General features: G+C 54.9%; 18 protein-coding genes. 8 read left to right on the top strand and 10 right to left on the bottom strand.

All coding sequences use genetic code 11. From position 1 onward, the window contains the following. The first annotated feature begins 43 nt into the window (after nucleotides 1–43). Both rpsU and IB237_RS07660 read left to right on the top strand, forming a co-directional pair. Nucleotides 44–271, top strand: coding sequence for a 30S ribosomal protein S21 (gene rpsU / locus IB237_RS07665; protein WP_192488065.1), 228 nt, complete (start codon nucleotides 44–46; stop codon nucleotides 269–271). 133 nt (nucleotides 272–404) lie between these two features. After that, nucleotides 405–1,283: a tetratricopeptide repeat protein gene (locus tag IB237_RS07660; RefSeq protein WP_371815298.1), complete on the top strand. Its 879-nt coding sequence runs from the start codon at nucleotides 405–407 to the stop codon at nucleotides 1,281–1,283. 153 nt (nucleotides 1,284–1,436) lie between these two features. On the opposite strand, the gene IB237_RS07655 is transcribed toward IB237_RS07660, so the two are convergent. The 4 genes from IB237_RS07655 to IB237_RS07640 form a co-directional block, all read right to left on the bottom strand. Then, nucleotides 1,437–2,837, bottom strand: coding sequence for an NAD(P)(+) transhydrogenase (Re/Si-specific) subunit beta (locus tag IB237_RS07655; protein WP_192488063.1), 1,401 nt, complete (start codon nucleotides 2,835–2,837; stop codon nucleotides 1,437–1,439). 11 nt (nucleotides 2,838–2,848) lie between these two features. Next, nucleotides 2,849–3,268: a proton-translocating transhydrogenase family protein gene (locus IB237_RS07650; RefSeq protein ID WP_192488062.1), complete on the bottom strand. Its 420-nt coding sequence runs from the start codon at nucleotides 3,266–3,268 to the stop codon at nucleotides 2,849–2,851. After that, on the bottom strand, nucleotides 3,268–4,419 hold the full coding sequence (locus IB237_RS07645) for a Re/Si-specific NAD(P)(+) transhydrogenase subunit alpha (RefSeq protein WP_192488061.1): 1,152 nt from the start codon (nucleotides 4,417–4,419) through the stop codon (nucleotides 3,268–3,270). The genes IB237_RS07650 and IB237_RS07645 overlap by 1 nt, the downstream gene beginning before the upstream one ends. A gap of 140 nt (nucleotides 4,420–4,559) precedes the next feature. After that, nucleotides 4,560–4,784, bottom strand: a complete 225-nt coding sequence (locus IB237_RS07640) for an aa3-type cytochrome c oxidase subunit IV (RefSeq protein WP_192488060.1) — start codon at nucleotides 4,782–4,784, stop codon at nucleotides 4,560–4,562. A gap of 348 nt (nucleotides 4,785–5,132) precedes the next feature. On the opposite strand from IB237_RS07640, the gene IB237_RS07635 reads away from it, so the two are divergent. Further along, entirely contained in the window at nucleotides 5,133–5,672 is a 540-nt protein-coding gene (locus IB237_RS07635; RefSeq protein ID WP_192488059.1) for a TRAP transporter small permease subunit, read from the top strand. Nucleotides 5,673–5,698: 26 nt separating this feature from the next. Continuing rightward, complete coding sequence (locus IB237_RS07630) at nucleotides 5,699–7,207, top strand: TRAP transporter large permease subunit (protein ID WP_192488058.1); 1,509 nt, start codon at nucleotides 5,699–5,701, stop codon at nucleotides 7,205–7,207. A 79-nt stretch (nucleotides 7,208–7,286) separates the two neighbouring features. On the opposite strand, the gene IB237_RS07625 is transcribed toward IB237_RS07630, so the two are convergent. Next, nucleotides 7,287–8,396, bottom strand: coding sequence for a TRAP transporter substrate-binding protein (locus tag IB237_RS07625; protein WP_192488057.1), 1,110 nt, complete (start codon nucleotides 8,394–8,396; stop codon nucleotides 7,287–7,289). Between the two features lie 302 nt (nucleotides 8,397–8,698). Here IB237_RS07625 and IB237_RS07620 point away from each other — a divergent pair, with 302 nt between their 5' ends. Beyond that, entirely contained in the window at nucleotides 8,699–9,454 is a 756-nt protein-coding gene (locus tag IB237_RS07620; RefSeq protein WP_192488056.1) for a gamma-glutamyl-gamma-aminobutyrate hydrolase family protein, read from the top strand. Nucleotides 9,455–9,516: 62 nt separating this feature from the next. Here IB237_RS07620 and IB237_RS07615 read toward each other — a convergent pair whose 3' ends face one another. The 4 genes from IB237_RS07615 to IB237_RS07605 form a co-directional block, all read right to left on the bottom strand. Then, nucleotides 9,517–10,479 (bottom strand): 2-hydroxyacid dehydrogenase, encoded by a 963-nt coding sequence (locus IB237_RS07615; protein WP_192488055.1) that lies wholly within the window; start codon nucleotides 10,477–10,479, stop codon nucleotides 9,517–9,519. 94 nt (nucleotides 10,480–10,573) lie between these two features. Next, complete coding sequence (locus IB237_RS26415) at nucleotides 10,574–10,705, bottom strand: hypothetical protein (RefSeq protein ID WP_256435702.1); 132 nt, start codon at nucleotides 10,703–10,705, stop codon at nucleotides 10,574–10,576. A 60-nt stretch (nucleotides 10,706–10,765) separates the two neighbouring features. Beyond that, complete coding sequence (locus tag IB237_RS07610; protein ID WP_192488054.1) at nucleotides 10,766–11,788, bottom strand: LacI family DNA-binding transcriptional regulator; 1,023 nt, start codon at nucleotides 11,786–11,788, stop codon at nucleotides 10,766–10,768. A gap of 144 nt (nucleotides 11,789–11,932) precedes the next feature. Continuing rightward, nucleotides 11,933–12,427, bottom strand: coding sequence for a MarR family winged helix-turn-helix transcriptional regulator (locus tag IB237_RS07605; RefSeq protein ID WP_192488053.1), 495 nt, complete (start codon nucleotides 12,425–12,427; stop codon nucleotides 11,933–11,935). A gap of 81 nt (nucleotides 12,428–12,508) precedes the next feature. Here IB237_RS07605 and IB237_RS07600 point away from each other — a divergent pair, with 81 nt between their 5' ends. The 3 genes from IB237_RS07600 (at nucleotide 12,509) to IB237_RS07590 (ending at nucleotide 15,733) form a co-directional block, all read left to right on the top strand. Continuing rightward, a complete protein-coding gene (locus IB237_RS07600) occupies nucleotides 12,509–13,306 on the top strand; it encodes a creatininase family protein (protein WP_192488052.1) in 798 nt (265 codons plus the stop codon). 128 nt (nucleotides 13,307–13,434) lie between these two features. After that, on the top strand, nucleotides 13,435–14,547 hold the full coding sequence (locus tag IB237_RS07595) for a GTP-binding protein (protein ID WP_192488051.1): 1,113 nt from the start codon (nucleotides 13,435–13,437) through the stop codon (nucleotides 14,545–14,547). A gap of 193 nt (nucleotides 14,548–14,740) precedes the next feature. After that, the gene (locus IB237_RS07590; RefSeq protein WP_192488050.1) at nucleotides 14,741–15,733 is read left to right on the top strand and encodes a WD40 repeat domain-containing protein; all 993 of its coding nucleotides are present in this window, start codon (nucleotides 14,741–14,743) and stop codon (nucleotides 15,731–15,733) included. A gap of 283 nt (nucleotides 15,734–16,016) precedes the next feature. Here the strand turns inward: IB237_RS07590 and IB237_RS07585 are convergent, their stop codons facing one another. After that, nucleotides 16,017–16,664, bottom strand: a complete 648-nt coding sequence (locus IB237_RS07585) for an outer membrane protein (protein WP_192488049.1) — start codon at nucleotides 16,662–16,664, stop codon at nucleotides 16,017–16,019.

The raw sequence follows: 16,664 nt of genomic DNA, 5'->3' as shown, positions 1-16,664 counted from the left end.
TTCGTCTTCGGCTCTAAGAACCAAACAAAGGAACGGGATACACGTGCAGGTACTAGTCCGCGACAATAATGTCGATCAGGCGCTACGCGTTCTGAAGAAGAAATTGCAGCGCGAAGGCGTCTTCCGCGAAATGAAGATGCGCGACCATTTCGAGAAGCCATCCGAGAAGCGTGTTCGCGAAAAGGCTGAAGCAATTAGCCGCGTTCGCAAGCTCGCACGCAAGCGTGCACAGCGCGAAGGCCTGGTTGCTGGCGCCCGTGCGGCTCGCTAAGCGGTCGTCTTTTCGACGTTTTTGAATGCTTGTTGGGCGGGGGCGAATTTTCGCCGCCGCTTTTTCAGTTTACGGCCTCAAGCATATTTGAGTGCCAGGCCTTTAAGGGAAAAGACACCAGATGATCGCCGACATGAATTGTGCAACCGCTCGTTCCAACACTCTGCGGCGCAACGTGGTTGATAAGCACAAGACATCGGCACTGTTCCCGATCATGGCCTGTTTGCTGGTTGCCGGCCTATCCGGTTGCGCCACAACCACTCAGCCATCCGACGCCATTCGTCTGGATCGTGCTCAGGGCTCCAGTGAAAACATCGCCTCCCTGTCGTCGGTTATCAGTTCGAACCCGCAGGATCCGGAAGGCTACAATGTACGTGGCTCCGCTTACGGCCGCGCTGGTGATTTCCGCCGTGCGCTGGCCGACTTCGACCGCGCCATCCAGTTGAACCCACGCTTTTACCAGGCTTACGCCAACCGCGCGCTGGTCAACCGCAACATGGGGCAGCAGGCGCAGGCACTTGCCGATTACAACGCCGCCCTGCAGATCAACGCATCCTATGACGTGGCCTATATCGGCAGAGGTAACCTCTACCGCCAGACAGGCCGCACCAATGAGGCCTTCAACGATTTCAGCCGGGCGATCCAGCTTGAAACCACGGATGGTCGCGCCTGGCATAACCGTGGTCTGATCTATCAGCTCCGCAACCAGCATGCGCAGGCAATCGAAGATTTCTCAAAGGCCATCTCGCTGTCGCCAAGCTCGCCAGAGCCATATAACGGCCGCGGCATCTCCTACATCGCCCTCAACGACGATGAAAATGCATTTGCCGACTTCAACACGGCCATTGCGCTGGACGACAAGATCGCTGAATCCTGGGCAAACCAGGCTTTGGTCTATGAGCGTCGCAATGAGACTGCAAAGGCGGCAAAGTCCTATTCGCACGCAGCGCGTCTTGATCCCAAATATAAACCAGCACTTGACGGCGTTGCCCGTACTCGCGGCGGCGCATAAAGCTTGAGCCGAACATAATCATGATCGAAAGCCGGAAGGGAAACCTTCCGGCTTTTTGTATTCCAAACCATCACGAACTCTGGACGACGCAAGACAAAACAAAGGGCGCGTGCACTGCTGCACGCACCCTTCAAAACAATCCCAAGCCGATGATTAGTGGTTCATGGCCTTGACGATTTCTTCCGTCACCTTCTTGGCGTCGCCAAGCAACATCATCGTACCGTCCTTGTAGAACAACGTGTTGTCGATACCGGCATAACCGGAACCAAGCGAACGCTTCACGAAAAGGCAGGTCTTGGCCTTGTCGACATCAAGGATCGGCATGCCGTAAATCGGCGAGGTTTTGTCGTCACGCGCAGCCGGGTTGGTCACATCATTCGCGCCAATCACATAGGCCACGTCGGCCTGTGCGAATTCAGAGTTGATGTCTTCCAGCTCGAACACTTCATCGTAAGGCACATTGGCCTCGGCCAGCAGCACGTTCATGTGGCCAGGCATACGACCGGCAACAGGGTGAATTGCGTATTTCACTTCAACGCCGTTCTTTTTCAGCGTATCGGCCATTTCACGCAGCGCATGCTGTGCCTGTGCAACCGCCATGCCGTAACCCGGCACGATGATAACCTTGGAGGCATTGGCCATCAGGTAAGCCGCATCGTCGGCAGAACCCTGCTTGACGGTGCGTTGAACGCCATCGTCAGCGGTGGCAGCAGCTGCTTCACCGCCGAAGCCACCCAGAATAACCGAGATGAACGAGCGGTTCATACCCTTACACATGATGTAGGACAGGATCGCACCCGAAGAACCAACCAGTGCACCGGTGATGATCAGCGCCAGATTGCCGAGTGTAAAGCCGATACCGGCTGCAGCCCAGCCCGAATAGGAGTTCAGCATCGACACAACCACAGGCATATCAGCGCCACCGATCGGGATGATCAGCAGAACACCGAAGACCAGCGACAGGGCAACGATCAGCCAGAAGACAAAGTGGCTTTCGGTAGCAACCAGAATGCCGATCAGCACGACAATGGCAGCGAAGATCGATGCGTTGATGACATGGCGCATCGGCAGCATGATCGGCTTGCCCGACATGCGACCATCAAGTTTCAAATAGGCAATGATCGAGCCGGTAAAGGTGATGGCACCAATTGCCACGCCGAGCGACATTTCAATCAGCGCCTGCGCATGAATCGAACCGAGCTCGCCAATGCCAAAGGATGACGGTGTGTAGATGGCAGCAGCTGCCACCAGCACAGCAGCAAGACCAACCAGCGAGTGAAAACCGGCAACCAGCTGCGGCATCGACGTCATCGGGATTGTGCGGGCAATATAGGCACCGGCACCACCACCAATAGCAAGACCGAGGATGATCAGCACCAAACCGCCGAAGGACGGCGTTGCCAGAAGCAGCGTCGTGCCGATGGCGATTGCCATACCGACCATGCCGTACAGGTTACCCTTGCGGCTGGTGGCAGGATGCGAAAGGCCGCGCAGCGCCATGATGAACAGCACGCCGGAAACGAGGTAGAGGAAGGCAGCAAAATTTTGGGACATTCAGGCAGCCCTCACTTGTCTTTTTTCTTGTACATGGCGAGCATGCGGCTGGTGACGAGGAAGCCACCAAAAATGTTGACCGATACGAGGACCAGCGCCACGAAACCAAAACCGGTCGCAAGACCGGAAGTGGAAATGCCAACGGCAAGCAATGCACCGACCACGATCACAGAAGAGATCGCGTTGGTAACGGCCATCAGCGGTGTGTGCAGTGCAGGCGTTACCGACCACACGACGTAATAACCGACGAAGATCGACAGCACGAAAATAGCCAGACGGAATACGAAGGGATCGATTGCGCCGCCGGATACACCGTGCGCCGCCAAACCGACAGCGTCAACAACATCAGGCGTTTGCGCCGCTGCAGCCTTGACCGCTTCGACAGCCTGATCCAGCCCATCAAGAGCCTTGTTCAAAACTTCATTCGCCATCATGCGGCTCCTTCATTCTTGACGCCACCGAAATTCGGATGAACGACGGCGCCACCATGCGTCAGCATGGTTGCCTTGACCAGTTCATCTTCCGTGTTCAGGGCAAGTTGCTTGGTTTCCTTTGAGATCATCGTCTCCAGGAATGTCAGCAGGTTCTTTGCGTAAAGCAGCGACGCCGATGCCGCCACTCGGCCCGCGACGTTGCTGTAACCAATGACCTTGACGCCCTCGACATAAACAACCTTTCCGGCCTCGACACCTTCCACGTTGCCACCACGCTCGACAGCTAGATCAACGGCAATCGAACCGGAACGCATGGAGGCCAGCATCGCGCGCGAAACAAGCTTCGGTGCCGGACGGCCCGGAATAAGTGCTGTCGTGATGACGATATCCTGCTTGGCAATATGTTCGGCAACCAGAGCGGCCTGCTTGGCCTGATATTCAGCCGACATCTGCTTGGCGTAACCGCCAGCGGTCTCGGCGGCCTTGAACTCGTCGTCTTCAACGGCGATGAACTTGGCACCGAGAGAAGCAACCTGTTCTTTGGCAGCCGGGCGGACGTCGGTGGCCGAAACCACAGCACCCAGACGGCGTGCCGTCGCGATGGCCTGAAGACCGGCAACACCGGCACCCATCACGAACACCTTGGCAGCTGGCACGGTACCGGCAGCGGTCATCATCATCGGCATTGCGCGGTCGTATTCGCCAGCCGCATCAATAACCGCCTGGTAACCGGCCAGGTTGGCCTGCGACGACAGAACGTCCATCGACTGGGCACGGGTGATACGCGGCATCAGTTCCATGGCGAATGTCGTGGCGCCAGCTTTTGCCAGAGTAGCCAGCGCTTCTTCGTTGCCGTAGGGGTCCATGATGGCAATGACGATAGCGCCCTGCTTGATGGACTTGATTTCCTTGTCCAACGGGCGACGAACTTTCAAAATGACATCGGCGGTTTTGGCGTCGGTTGCCTTGCCGATTTTCGCTCCGGCTTTTTCGTAGTCCGCATCGGGAATACGTGACAGCAGACCCGCCCCGGCTTCGACAACAACCTCAAGTCCGAGGCCGATCATCTTTTTGACGGTTTCCGCCGAAGCGGCAACACGCGGTTCGTCCGGCGAGGTTTCCTTCGCCACAAATACCACACTGCTCAACGCAGACTCTCCTTAGATCACTGGAAAATCCGGAGATGCGCCCGGCATGTTCCATCCATTAAATTTCACGGCAATACAGCCCGGTGGAGACGTTGATCTCCAGCAGGATGGCTCCGACCAATCAGATTGCTGACGAAATATCAGCGCAGGATAATTGTGCCCGCTACAAGCAGAACGACGAACACAATAAATCCGCCGAAAAAGCCGGCAGTGGTGAAGAACCCTGCGGCCATGGCGATCATCAATGCGCAAAGCGCAATGGTACCCAGTTTGGTCGCGCTTAGAAAAAGATTGTAGGTTTTTTCGTGCTCTGCATAGTTCATCGGCGCGCCGACTTCGACAGGTCCGGTATGATGTTCGCTCATGGTAATTTCCCTTCCAAAAATCCGTAAAGGAACAGACGCTTTTTGAAGCGCGATACGCAATAAAACGCCGGAATACGTGACCTTTACGGCTCTCTCTCCACGCCGAGACCTAACACAAAGCAACTAAACTGCGCAATGGACGTGATGCCGCATCAAATCGATATAAATGCGCACAGCACTACTATTGACGCATGTCAGGACCGTTGCATTTCAACAATACAACACATACAGAAATTTGAATGGCTTTTTCGCTGCCCGCTTAAGGGCAGGATACAATGCGTGGCAAAATCAATAAATATAGCCTTGGAGTCGGATCAGGGACGAAAAGACGACAAGAGGGGGAGAATAATGACAGCTCTATTGAAGCTGAGCACGGTGATCGATGCGATCAGTGAGTTTCTTGGCAAGGTTTCAGGTTACCTCGTTCTGATATGCTGCCTCGTCAGTGCCATCAACGCCCTTGTGCGTTACATCTTCAACTACAGCTCCAACGGCTGGCTTGAAATCCAGTGGTACATGTTCGGGTTCATCGTGTTGATCGGCGCGTCCTATACACTACGCATGAACGAGCACGTCCGTGTCGACATCATCTATGGTTCGATTTCATCGCGTGCCCGTATCTGGGTCGATATTATCGGCATTACACTTTTCCTCCTTCCCGCCTGCTTCTACCTGATGTGGCTCAGTTGGCCGATGTTTGCCCTGTCCTTCCATCAGGGTGAAATGTCCTCGAATGCCGGTGGTCTTATCCGCTGGCCGGTCAAACTCATTATCGTTGCAGGTTTTGCGCTGCTGTTCCTTCAGGGTCTGTCGGAACTGATCAAGCGTTTCGGCGCTCTTGCCGGTTTGGTGGCACTCGACACCAAATACGAAAAACCACTTCAATAACGGCGTCGGGAACGGGGACTTAAAACATGTTCGAATACGGTATTCTGCCGCCACTCATGTTCGTCAGCATGGTCATTTTCATGCTGTACGGTTTTCCTGTGGCCTTTTCGCTCGCAACCGTCGGTCTGATGTTTGGCGTCATCGGTATTTTTACCGAGCATTTTTCGCCAGCGTTTCTGCAGGCTCTGCCGCTGCGTATCTTCGGCATCGTCTCGAACGATCTACTGCTGGCTATTCCGTTCTTCACCTTCATGGGGGCAATTCTCGAACGATGCGGTCTGGCGGAGGATTTGCTGGAAGGCACCGGTAAACTGTTCGGCGCCGTTCCCGGCGGTCTAGCCTACGCGGTTATCGTCGTCGGTGCCATTCTCGGCGCCATCACCGGTACGGTTGCTGCGTCGGTTATCACCATGGGCGTTATTTCACTGCCGATCATGCTGAAATACGGTTACAGCCCACGCCTTGCGACGGGTGTTATTGCCGCCTCCGGCACCATCACCCAGGTTATCCCGCCATCGCTCGTGCTGATCGTTCTGGCTGATCAGCTCGGCAAGTCGGTTGGCGACATGTATCTGGGTGCTATCGGACCATCCTTCCTTCAGGTCGGTATCTTCCTGCTGTTCATCTTCATCCTGTCGCTCGTTCGCCCGAAGGATGTGCCAGCCCTGCCGCCGGAAGCGCGTGGCGAGTTGAACCGCGCCCTCGTCCTCAAGGTGCTCGGCGGTATGATCCCGTCCATCGTGCTGATCTTCCTGGTTCTGGGAACGCTGTTCCTCGGCCTTGCCACACCGACAGAAGCCGGTGCGCTGGGTGTTGTCGGTGCACTGGCACTGGCTGCAGGCCATCGCCGCCTGACCTGGGATCTCGTCAAGCAGGGCATGCACTCCACCATGCACATCACATCGATGGTGGTGTTCATTCTGGTGGGCGCGACCTGCTTCAGCCTGGTGTTTCAGGGCATGGATGGTTCGTTGTGGATAGAACACCTGTTGTCAGGCATTCCAGGCGGCCCGATCGGCTTCCTGATCTTCGTCAACATCTTCATCTTCTTCCTCGCCTTCTTTCTCGATTTCTTCGAGATCGCCTTCATCGTTATCCCGATGCTGGCACCGGTTGCACAGTCGCTCGGTATCGACCTGATCTGGTTCGGCGTCCTGATCTGCATCAACATGCAGACCAGCTTCATGCACCCGCCCTTCGGGTTTGCGTTGTTTTACCTTCGCAGTATCGCACCGAGATCGGTCAAGACGTCAGATATTTACATGGGGGCGATACCATGGCTCGGCATGCAGTTGATCCTCGTCGCCATCGTGATCTTCTGGCCCGAATCCGTGACCTATTGGCTGGACAAAGCACCTGAAGTCGACCTGAATTCGATCAAGATCGAGGTGCCCGCCTTCGGCAATCAGGGGGGCAACACCATGCCAAACTTCGGCTTGCCGCCAATGGATGGTGCGCCAGCTCAACCGGGTGGTGGCCAGGGTGGCGGACTGCCCGGCATGCCAAATCTTAGCGAACCACCAAAGATCCAATAACTATCAAAAACCCCGCCAGATCGCTCTGGCGGGGTTTTTACTTAGAACTGGCTACGCTCAAGAATAGTCTGCGACGATCCTACAGCTTGCCGCTGCGTTGCTGGATCATCATGAACGTATCGAAGGTATATTCGGACAGCTGCATCCAGAGATAACCTTCCCGCTTGAACGCCGCCTGATCTTCATAGATTTTCTTGAAGTCAGCATTGGTAGCGGAAATCTCGCTGTAAACTTCCATCGACGCCTTGTAGCAGGCCTCTAACACTTCTTGGCTGAACGGCCGCAGCACCGCGCCTTCAGCGACCAACTGCTTGATGGCTGTCGGGTTCTTGGTGTCGTATTTCGCCATCATATGGGTATTTGCATAAGCGCAGGCGTCTTGCAGTGCTGCTTGGTAATGCTTTGGCAAATTGTTCCACTGGTCAAGATTAACAAAGGCGTGAATGGCGAGTCCGCCTTCCCAGAAGGCCGGATAGTAATAATATTTCGCCACCTTCTGGAAACCGAGCTTGTGGTCATCATATGGTCCGATCCACTCCGCCGCATCGATGGTGCCTTTTTCAAGCGCCGGATAGATGTCGCCGCCAGCCACCTGCTGCGGCACGACACCAAGTTTCTCCACCACCTTGCCAGCGAGACCGGCAATACGCATCTTGACGCCCTTTAAGTCATCAACAGTGTTGATCTCCTTGCGGAACCAGCCACCCATCTGCGCACCGGTATTGCCGGCGACGATGCCGTAAATCTTATGCTTGGCATAAAACTCGTTCATCAGCGTGTTGCCATTGCCTTCATAGAACCACGCATTGGTCAGGCGGGCATTAAGACCGAACGGAATGGCCGAACCAATCGCAAAGGTCGGATCCTTGCCAACATAATAATAGGAGCAGGTATGCGCCATCTCCACTGTGCCTGACGACACGGCATCAGCAGCTTGCAGGCCGGGCACAATTTCACCGGCGGCAAATGTCTGGATCGTGAAGTTGCCATCGGTTGCCGCAGCAACATGTTTGGCGATGTCTTCTGCCCCACCAAAAATTGTATCCAGCGATTTGGGGAAGGATGACGTCAGACGCCACGTGATCTTGGTCTTTTCCTGCGCAATTGCCGGTGCGGCCAACGACACAGCTGCGGCACCTGCACCCGCACCTGTCACTGCACTGTTCTTCAAGAATGAGCGGCGATCCATATTATCCTCCCAGATAATCGCGACAAAGCTTGACCGTTCTCCCCACGGCTACGCCTGGTTGAAAGTAAACATGAGCACTTTGGCGCTGGCAAGATCAGCCACGATTTTCAGACACGCCAGAACCGGCCTGTTAGCCGCATTTACCGGCAAAAACGGGCGAAAATCCGCCTGCAGCACATAGCCTTAGACTAAAGAATGAGCTGCATTCAGCAATCACTTCGTGGGTTTAGCGGACGCTTGACTTCCATCACGAACAGGCATTTTTACAAGGCTTGAAAATTTCAAGTTCAGCCGGAGACATCATGCCAAGACCAGTCATTGCCATCCCAGCCGATATCAGGGAGTTCGACGGCACAACATGGCATGCGGCACAGACACAATATATCAATGCAGCGCTCAAGGCCGCTGACGTCATGGCCTTCATTATCCCGGCACTTGTCGAAGGTAATGACATCGATGAAATCCTCGACCGGGTCGATGGCGTCTTGGTGTCCGGCTCCGCCACCAATGTGCATCCCTCACTCTACGGTATGGAAGCCAAGGAGAGCGACGGACCTTTCGATCCCGCGCGTGATGCGACCACCCTGCCATTGATCCGTCGTGCACTGGAACGCGGCATTCCAATGTTTGCCATCTGCCGTGGCATTCAGGAACTGAACGTGGCACTGGGCGGCACGCTGGCCAGTGAAATTCAGGAGCAGCCGGGAGTGTGGGATCATCGCAAACCCACCGATGTTGATCGGCACGAGGCTTATGCCATTCGCCAGCCAGTGATCATCCGCGGAGGTTCCTGCATCGCCCAGCATCTGGGTCTCGCAGGCGAAATCCAGATCAACTCTCTGCATCGTCAGGCGATTGCCGAAACAGCGCCGCGTCTGCAGGTGGAGGCGACTGCACAGGATGGCACGATTGAAGCCGTGTCGGTTATCGATGCAAAGGGATTTGCCGTCGGTGTGCAATGGCACCCGGAATATTGGGCTGAGACGGATGCACCGTCTCGTGCCCTTTTTGAAGCTTTCGGTAAGTCTATCAGGGAATATCAGGCCAGCAAGGCCTGATACCGGCGCATTAATCTCTCCCGCAGAGGGAGAGATCAGATTTCAGCATGCTGTTGCGCCCATCAACCCTTGACAGGAGTTTCTGGCACCGGCGTCAGTACTGTCTTGTCCTTGAACCAGCCAAGAAGATTGTCGGCCACCAGATCTGCCATCGCATTTCGCGTCGGAACGGACGCCGAAGCGACATGCGGCAATATCGAAACGTTGTCGAGGCTCAGAAACGCATCCGGCACTTGCGGCTCATTGTAGAACACATCAAGTCCGGCAGCACCGATCACCTTGTCCTGGAGCGCTTTAATCAGAGCATCCTCGTCAACGCTTGAACCACGGCCGACATTGATGAACACGCCCTGCGGCCCCAATGCCTTGAAGATATTCGTATCGATAATCTTGTGGGTCGCCGCCGTTCCAGGCACGATGCTGATCAAGGTATCGACCTTTTCAGCCATTTCCTTCAACGAACCATAATAGGTGTAGGCCACGTCATCCCGCTTTGTGCGGGTGTGGTAGCCAAGATTGACCTTGAAAGGTTCAAGACGCTTGGCAATCTCTAGGCCGATACGACCGAGGCCCAAAATACCGATGGTACGACCCTTGAGCGAAAATGGCGAAAGGCCAAACGCGCCTTCCTTGGCCCAACGTCCTTCACGCAAATAGTTCTCCGCCTGCGGCAGACGGCGCAGCGTATTGATCAGCAGCGCAATGGTGGTGTCAGCCACCTCATCGTTCAGAACATCCGGTGTATTGGTCACGACAACGCCACGCGATGCCGCATGTTTGGCATCCACACCATCATAACCGACGCCAAAATTGGCAATGATTTCAAGCTTCGGCAGGGCATTCATCCAAGCCGCAGAAACAACGCCGGACACGGCAATACCACGTACGCGTTCAGCTACGCCCTCAGGCAGAACAAGCTCGCCACCGGCCGGAACGGTAATGATTTCAACATTGCCCTGCAGACGTTCGGTAACACGCGGATTGATCTTGCCAGGAACGAGAACGGTCGCTTTGGTATCAGACATGCACTTCCTCCATAGGGTCAGGACCCAGTAATTCATCCATTCTGCGAGGAAATTTGCGGTCTGAAGGGCAAAATGAGCCGTGCAAATGTAAAATTCATTTCAAGCTCAGCTTGTCTATCCATACGTCAAACAGCCCCGCGATGAAGGCTTTGAAGCCCTTGATCGCCTGTTGCAGGCAATGCATGACGGGATAAATATCTCCCCACATGCCCTTGTCTGCCGCCATACAATTCGAGACTTTAAAACAGAATAGTATGACTTTGAAAGGCCACGATGCCGATATCCGTTACTGTCTTGGGCGGACAGGGCCAGTTGATTGGCGAATACGCATTTCCGGCTTGATCAGATGGATACCATCCGGTTCGTGGCTGCCCTCAAGGCGGTCAAGCAGCGCACGCGCTGCCATCCGGCCAACCTCGGCCTGACCGTTGGACACGGTGGTCAAAGCCGGCGTTGCAATTGCCGCTTCCTCAAGGTCGTCATATCCGGTAACAGAAATATCGACACCAGGCACAAAACCGGCGCGTGAAATACCGTTCATCAGACCGATGGCGACCAGATCGTTCCAACACACCGCCGCTGTCGGTTTTTGTGGCAGAGACAAGAAGTGAACCGCCGCCTCAAAGCCGCCCTGTTTGGAGCGTGGGCCAGGAATACGCAGGTTCGGATCAACTTCTATATTCGCCTTGCGCAGCGCATTGACGTAACCCTGATAACGGTCACGACCGGTCGAGGTCTGGTCAGTACCGCCCACCATGGCGATGGTACGATGACCAAGACTGATCAGATGGTTGGTGGCCAGCGAGATGCCATAGCTGTCGTCACCGCGATAGGTCGGCATATCAACGCCGTCCATCGAGCGGGCAACCAGAATGGCCGGCATGCCGTTTTCTTCTGCCAGCTTCAGGTCTTCGGTCGGCGTGCCAATCGCAGGCGACATAATGATGCCATCACTGCCCAACTGCAGCAACGTCTCGATGAAATTGCGTTGTTTTTCAACGGAATCGTAGTGGTTCGACAGAATGAAAGTCTGGCGACTACGGTCGAGTTCACTCTCGATGGCCTTGAGGATTTCTCCGTAAAACGGGTTCATCACATCATGGAAAACCACGCCGACGATGCCGGATCTGGAGGTTCTGAGACTGGCGGCACGGCGGTTATAAATATAACCCAGCGTGCGGGCCTGTTCCTTGATTTTCTCGCGCGTATCGGCAGCAACCAGCGGGCTGTCGCGCAACGCCAAAGAAATGGTTGCCGTTGATAATCCGAGACTTTCCGCAATAGTCGAAAGTTTAATTTTTTGAGCCAAAGGCTCCCCTCCACATCGGGCTTGATCAGGCCCTGCTATTCCCCATTTAAAATTATCTAAAGAATTTAAATAGATTTCGCAATCTGTTTAATCACGAAAATCTGATAAACCGGGAAATCCGCAATGGAGAGAAATCAGGATGGCTTATTCTGCGCTGCCATTGGCCTGCAAATTGGCATCAATCACCCGCAGCAACTTGACCACCGTTTTGACTTCCTTGTTGGAAAGTCCGTCAATGGCGCGTGCCGCGCACACCGAAAGCGAAGCATTGATGTGATCGACGCTGCGCAGACCGGCATCGGTCAACTTGACCCGGGTCATGCGACCATCACCGTCATCTTCACTGCGCTCGACAAAGCCCTGCGCCTCCATGCGCCCGATTGTGCGGGTCATCGTCGGTGCCTTTACCCCCAGCTTCTGGGCAATCTGGCCGGGGGTCATGCTGCCCTCATTGGCAAGGGCCAGTACAACACCGTCTTGGCCAGCATAAAGGCCGCTGGTTGCAAGACTGTGGCTAAGCGCTGTGCGCATGGACCGGGCGGCCTGGGCAATGGACTGCGCCAGAACTTCAGGGTTCAGCACCTCGTCCTTTTTCTTGCCGTCCTTGACCTTCTTTTCGCTCTTGTCTTTTTTGCCCATCGCCTTTGAACCTTTTACCGGATAGCGGATCGGATATAAGCTGTACGATATCCAATACAGAAAGCCGGATCGCACTGCCAGATGCCGAACACATACACGCAGTTTTACGAAGATAATGTAACAGCATCAGGGGATAACCCGGCGAGGCGTATTATTGTGCTGCCTTTGGGCGCCCATGAGCAGCACGGCCCGCACCTGCCGTTTGAAACGGACACATTGATTGCGACTGGAATTGTCAGTCGCTTGCAACGGGCGCTTCCTCCATCCCTCCCCGTCAGCTTTCTGCCAGTAGAGCCGGTCGGGTATTCAATCGAACATATCGACGTGCCGGGAACAAGAACCCTGCGTTACGACGAAGCCGTGGAACGCTGGCTCGGCATTGCCGAAGAAGTAGCGTCTAGGGGCATCAAAAAGTTCGTGATGCTGAATGCGCATGGCGGCAATTCGCCGCTTATGACCATCGTTGCAACTGAAGCCCGTGTAAGGTTCGGAATGCTAGCGGTTGCCACAAGCTGGACTCGCTTTGGCGTACCAACCGGTCTGATTACGCCGGAAGAAAAGGCACTCGACATCCACGGTGGCGATATCGAAACCTCGGTAATGCTGGCGATGTATCCCGATCTGGTGGAGATGGACAAGGCAGGCAACTTCTCCTCAAAGCAGCAAGACTTCTCCAGGAATTACAAGCATTTGCGCGCCTATGGCCCGCATGCTTTCGGCTGGAAAATGAGTGACCTCAATCCGCTTGGTGTGGCGGGAAATGCCAGTGCTGCCACGGCTGAAAAAGGAGAGGCACTGATAGACCACTCCATCGCCGGACTGGTCGAACTGCTTGAAGACATCAATTCCTTTGATATGGCGCAGCTTGCCAACAGATAATGGCGGGCCAGCAGCATGGATCAAAAAAACTGAAGGCAGATTCTCTTTGAACTGCCCGCACACGCAGCCTATATGAACAGCAGATTTTATTTGGCGTTCCGACGCGTCTTTCTTATTCGAGGTTTCCCATGACCGAAACAGCCCCAATCAAGCCAATTCCCGTGACCGTTCTGACCGGCTATCTCGGTGCTGGTAAAACGACACTGCTCAACCGCATTCTCTCTGAGAACCACGGCAAGAAATATGCAGTTATCGTCAACGAGTTCGGTGAAATCGGCATCGACAACGATCTGATCGTTGAGTCTGATGAAGAAATCTACGAAATGAACAACGGCTGCGTTTGCTGCACCGTTCGTGGCGACCTTATTCGCGTTGTCGAAGGCCTGATGCGCCGTCCCGGCCGCTTTGATGGCATCATCGTCGAAACCACAGGTCTCGCAGACCCTGTTCCTGTTGCCCAGACCTTCTTCATGGACGACGATGTTCGCGCCAAGACCGAACTCGACGCCGTTGTTGCGCTGGTTGATGCCAAGCACCTGCCTCTGCGCCTGAAAGATAGCCGCGAAGCTGAAGACCAGATCGCCTTTGCCGACGTTGTCGTCATCAACAAGACTGACCTCGTCAGCCCGGAAGAACTGGCCCGCATCGAAGATGTCGTGCATGCCATCAACCCATCCGCGCGCGTTTACAAGACCACCCGCTCCGGCGTTGATCTTGCCCGCGTTCTTGATCAGGGTGCATTCAACCTTGAGCGTGCTCTGGAAAACGATCCGCATTTCCTTGAGCACGGCCATGAAGACCATGTCTGCGGCCCGGATTGCGGCCATGACCATCATGATCACGGACATCATCATCACGACCATGATGGCCACGATCATCACCACCACGATCACGGTCATGACCACCATCACCATCATGGCGATGTCTCGGCCATTCACGATGTCACGGTAAAGTCTGTCTCGCTGCGCGGCGGCGAAATGAACCCCGACCGCTTCTTCCCATGGATCCAGAAAGTTACCCAGACGGACGGCCCGAATATCCTGCGCCTCAAGGGCATCATCGCATTCAAGGGCGATGCCGAACGTTACGTCGTTCAGGGCGTTCACATGATCATCGAAGGTGATCACCAGCGTCCATGGAAAGACGGTGAAAAGCGTGAATCCCGCCTCGTTTTCATCGGCCGCGATCTTGATCGTGAAAAGCTGGAAAAGAGCTTCCACGCCTGCGAAGCAACGGCGTGATGCATGACATGTGCTTGAAGACCCGTTTTTCAGGCATGTCAGCATAACCTCCAGACGTCCTCGGGCTTGACCTGGGGCTCCAGTCTCGAAATGTTGTCGATGGTCGGGCCAAACCCGACCATTACCATGATGGGGTAGCGTGAAAACGTCCCTGCAGGACCCAGAATACCAAACACAGAAAGACCGTTATTCAATGCCCACCGTTGCTCCATTTGATCTGGAAGGCCATGTCGTTTCCACGCATTTCCTTGGCGATATTCCTTTTTTCGCAACAGCGGCCGGCACAATTCACCGGCTTGATGGCGGTGAAAAAGTAACCGAGGCCCATCAGGGGCTGCTGACTTGCATTCGCGATCCTTACAGCGCCACACTGTTGACCGGCGGTGAAGATGGCAAGGTTCTGCGCGTGCTGCATGACGGCTCGTTCAACGAACTGGCCAATGTGCCCCGAAAGTGGATTTCAGTCGTCGCTGGCGGTCCGCAGAACAGCATCGCCTACGGTGTTGGAAAATCCACCTTCGTGCGCCTCGGTGATGGCAGCGTGAAGGAATTTACCGAAACCCGCACCGTCGAAGGCGTGGCCTTTGCGCCCAAGGGCATGCGCATTGCCGTTGCCCGTTACAATGGCGTTTCCCTACATTGGGTTGGCATGGCTGGCGAGCCTGTCGATCTGGAATGGAAGGGTGCGCATACTGGCGTCACCTTCTCTCACGACGGCAAGTTTCTCGTCACCACCATGCAGGAAAACGCGCTGCATGGCTGGAAGATGGAAGCAACAAAGGGTGGTATGGAAGCGCGCCACATGCGCATGACCGGCTATCCGGCCAAGGTCAAATCGCTGTCCTGGTCCGCCAAGGGCAAGTGGCTAGCATCTTCAGGTGCGCCTGCTGCCATTGTCTGGCCCTTTGCTGGCAAGGATGGCCCAATGGGCAAAGCCCCGCAGGAACTGGGCACACGCGCCAATATCATGGCGACCTGCGTCAGCTTCCACCCGGCGGAAGATGTACTGGCCATTGGCTTTATCGACGGCATGGTGCTGGGTGTCAGACTTGCCGACGGCAAAGAAGCGCTGCTGCGCCGCCCCGGCAAAGGTGCCATCACCTCGATGTCATGGAGCAGCACCGGCAAGCTGCTGGCTTTTGCTTCGGAAGCCGGAGACTGCGGCGTTATCGATATTTCCGGCTGACAGTCAGCGACTTAAAAGACCAGACGAAAAAAGGGGGCTTTGCGGCCCCCTTTGAGTTTTCGGTGCATTTTGTTGCTCTTATAAAGGTACGGCATAAAGAGCATCACCGTTGATGCAGTTCCAATGGTAGCCGCGCGTGCCTATTATGCAAGCATATGCTAATGTTATAATAAAAAGTTAAGCTTAACGTTTACAATCTTAACGAATACCGGAAGCATAATAACGAAAATGCCCGGCCTCAACAAAGAGACCGGGCATCTTGCAAATCGATAATTAAAGCGCCTTAGAACTTGTAGCCAACGCCGACATTGACCTGATGCTCTCTGACTTTGAGGCTGTAGCTGTCAGCACCGTCGGTGTAGGTGTTCTTGCCGAAGTCATTGTAACGATATTCAGCGCGAGCGAAGATGTTATCTGTTACGGCGTAGTCAACACCAACGCCAACCGTCCAGCCATGGAACGTGTCGCTGTCGCTGTAGCCAGGAACAGAAATCTTACCCTTGGTTACGGCATAACCACCGGCAGCGTAGATCAGGGCCTTGTCGAAGGCATAACCAACACGTGCACGTGCAGAACCGTTCAGACCAGCTTCGATCTTAACGTCTTCAAACGTCTTGTCGCCCCAGTTATAAGCGAGTTCACCTTCAGCACCGAGAATGATCGAAGGTGCGATTTCGGCGTTGTAGCCAGCAAAACCACCGAAGCGTGCGCCATTGAAGGTGGTCGAACCGGAATCGATGCCGTCGTCCAGCTTTACCTTGTCCCAAGCGTAACCACCGGTCACACCGCCGTAGAAGCCGCCCCACGAAAATGCAGGTGCAGCGTAGTCGGCGACAGGTGCAGCAGGCACCTCGTTCACAGCGTCAGCAGCATGGGCAACGCCCGACAAAGCAGATGCAGCAACTGCGGCGAGGATAAGATTTTTCAACAT

Origin of the sequence: Agrobacterium sp. AGB01 (assembly GCF_014851585.1) — a bacterium.
GTDB lineage: Bacteria > Pseudomonadota > Alphaproteobacteria > Rhizobiales > Rhizobiaceae > Agrobacterium.
Note: the sequence above shows the minus strand (reverse complement) of the source record. Positions and strands in the feature narration are given on the sequence as shown.

Bases quoted from the DNA above. Each gene is read 5' to 3' on its own strand.
- IB237_RS07660 (WP_371815298.1), top strand. From the start codon at position 405: ATGAATTGTGCAACCGCTCGTTCCAACACTCTGCGGCGCAACGTGGTT.
- IB237_RS07655 (WP_192488063.1), bottom strand. From the start codon at position 2,837: ATGTCCCAAAATTTTGCTGCCTTCCTCTACCTCGTTTCCGGCGTGCTG.
- IB237_RS07650 (WP_192488062.1), bottom strand. From the start codon at position 3,268: ATGGCGAATGAAGTTTTGAACAAGGCTCTTGATGGGCTGGATCAGGCT.
- IB237_RS07640 (WP_192488060.1), bottom strand. From the start codon at position 4,784: ATGAGCGAACATCATACCGGACCTGTCGAAGTCGGCGCGCCGATGAAC.
- IB237_RS07635 (WP_192488059.1), top strand. From the start codon at position 5,133: ATGACAGCTCTATTGAAGCTGAGCACGGTGATCGATGCGATCAGTGAG.
- IB237_RS07630 (WP_192488058.1), top strand. From the start codon at position 5,699: ATGTTCGAATACGGTATTCTGCCGCCACTCATGTTCGTCAGCATGGTC.
- IB237_RS07625 (WP_192488057.1), bottom strand. From the start codon at position 8,396: ATGGATCGCCGCTCATTCTTGAAGAACAGTGCAGTGACAGGTGCGGGT.
- IB237_RS07620 (WP_192488056.1), top strand. From the start codon at position 8,699: ATGCCAAGACCAGTCATTGCCATCCCAGCCGATATCAGGGAGTTCGAC.
- IB237_RS07615 (WP_192488055.1), bottom strand. From the start codon at position 10,479: ATGTCTGATACCAAAGCGACCGTTCTCGTTCCTGGCAAGATCAATCCG.
- IB237_RS26415 (WP_256435702.1), bottom strand. From the start codon at position 10,705: ATGGCGGCAGACAAGGGCATGTGGGGAGATATTTATCCCGTCATGCAT.
- IB237_RS07605 (WP_192488053.1), bottom strand. From the start codon at position 12,427: ATGGGCAAAAAAGACAAGAGCGAAAAGAAGGTCAAGGACGGCAAGAAA.
- IB237_RS07600 (WP_192488052.1), top strand. From the start codon at position 12,509: ATGCCGAACACATACACGCAGTTTTACGAAGATAATGTAACAGCATCA.
- IB237_RS07595 (WP_192488051.1), top strand. From the start codon at position 13,435: ATGACCGAAACAGCCCCAATCAAGCCAATTCCCGTGACCGTTCTGACC.
- IB237_RS07590 (WP_192488050.1), top strand. From the start codon at position 14,741: ATGCCCACCGTTGCTCCATTTGATCTGGAAGGCCATGTCGTTTCCACG.
- IB237_RS07585 (WP_192488049.1), bottom strand. From the start codon at position 16,664: ATGTTGAAAAATCTTATCCTCGCCGCAGTTGCTGCATCTGCTTTGTCG.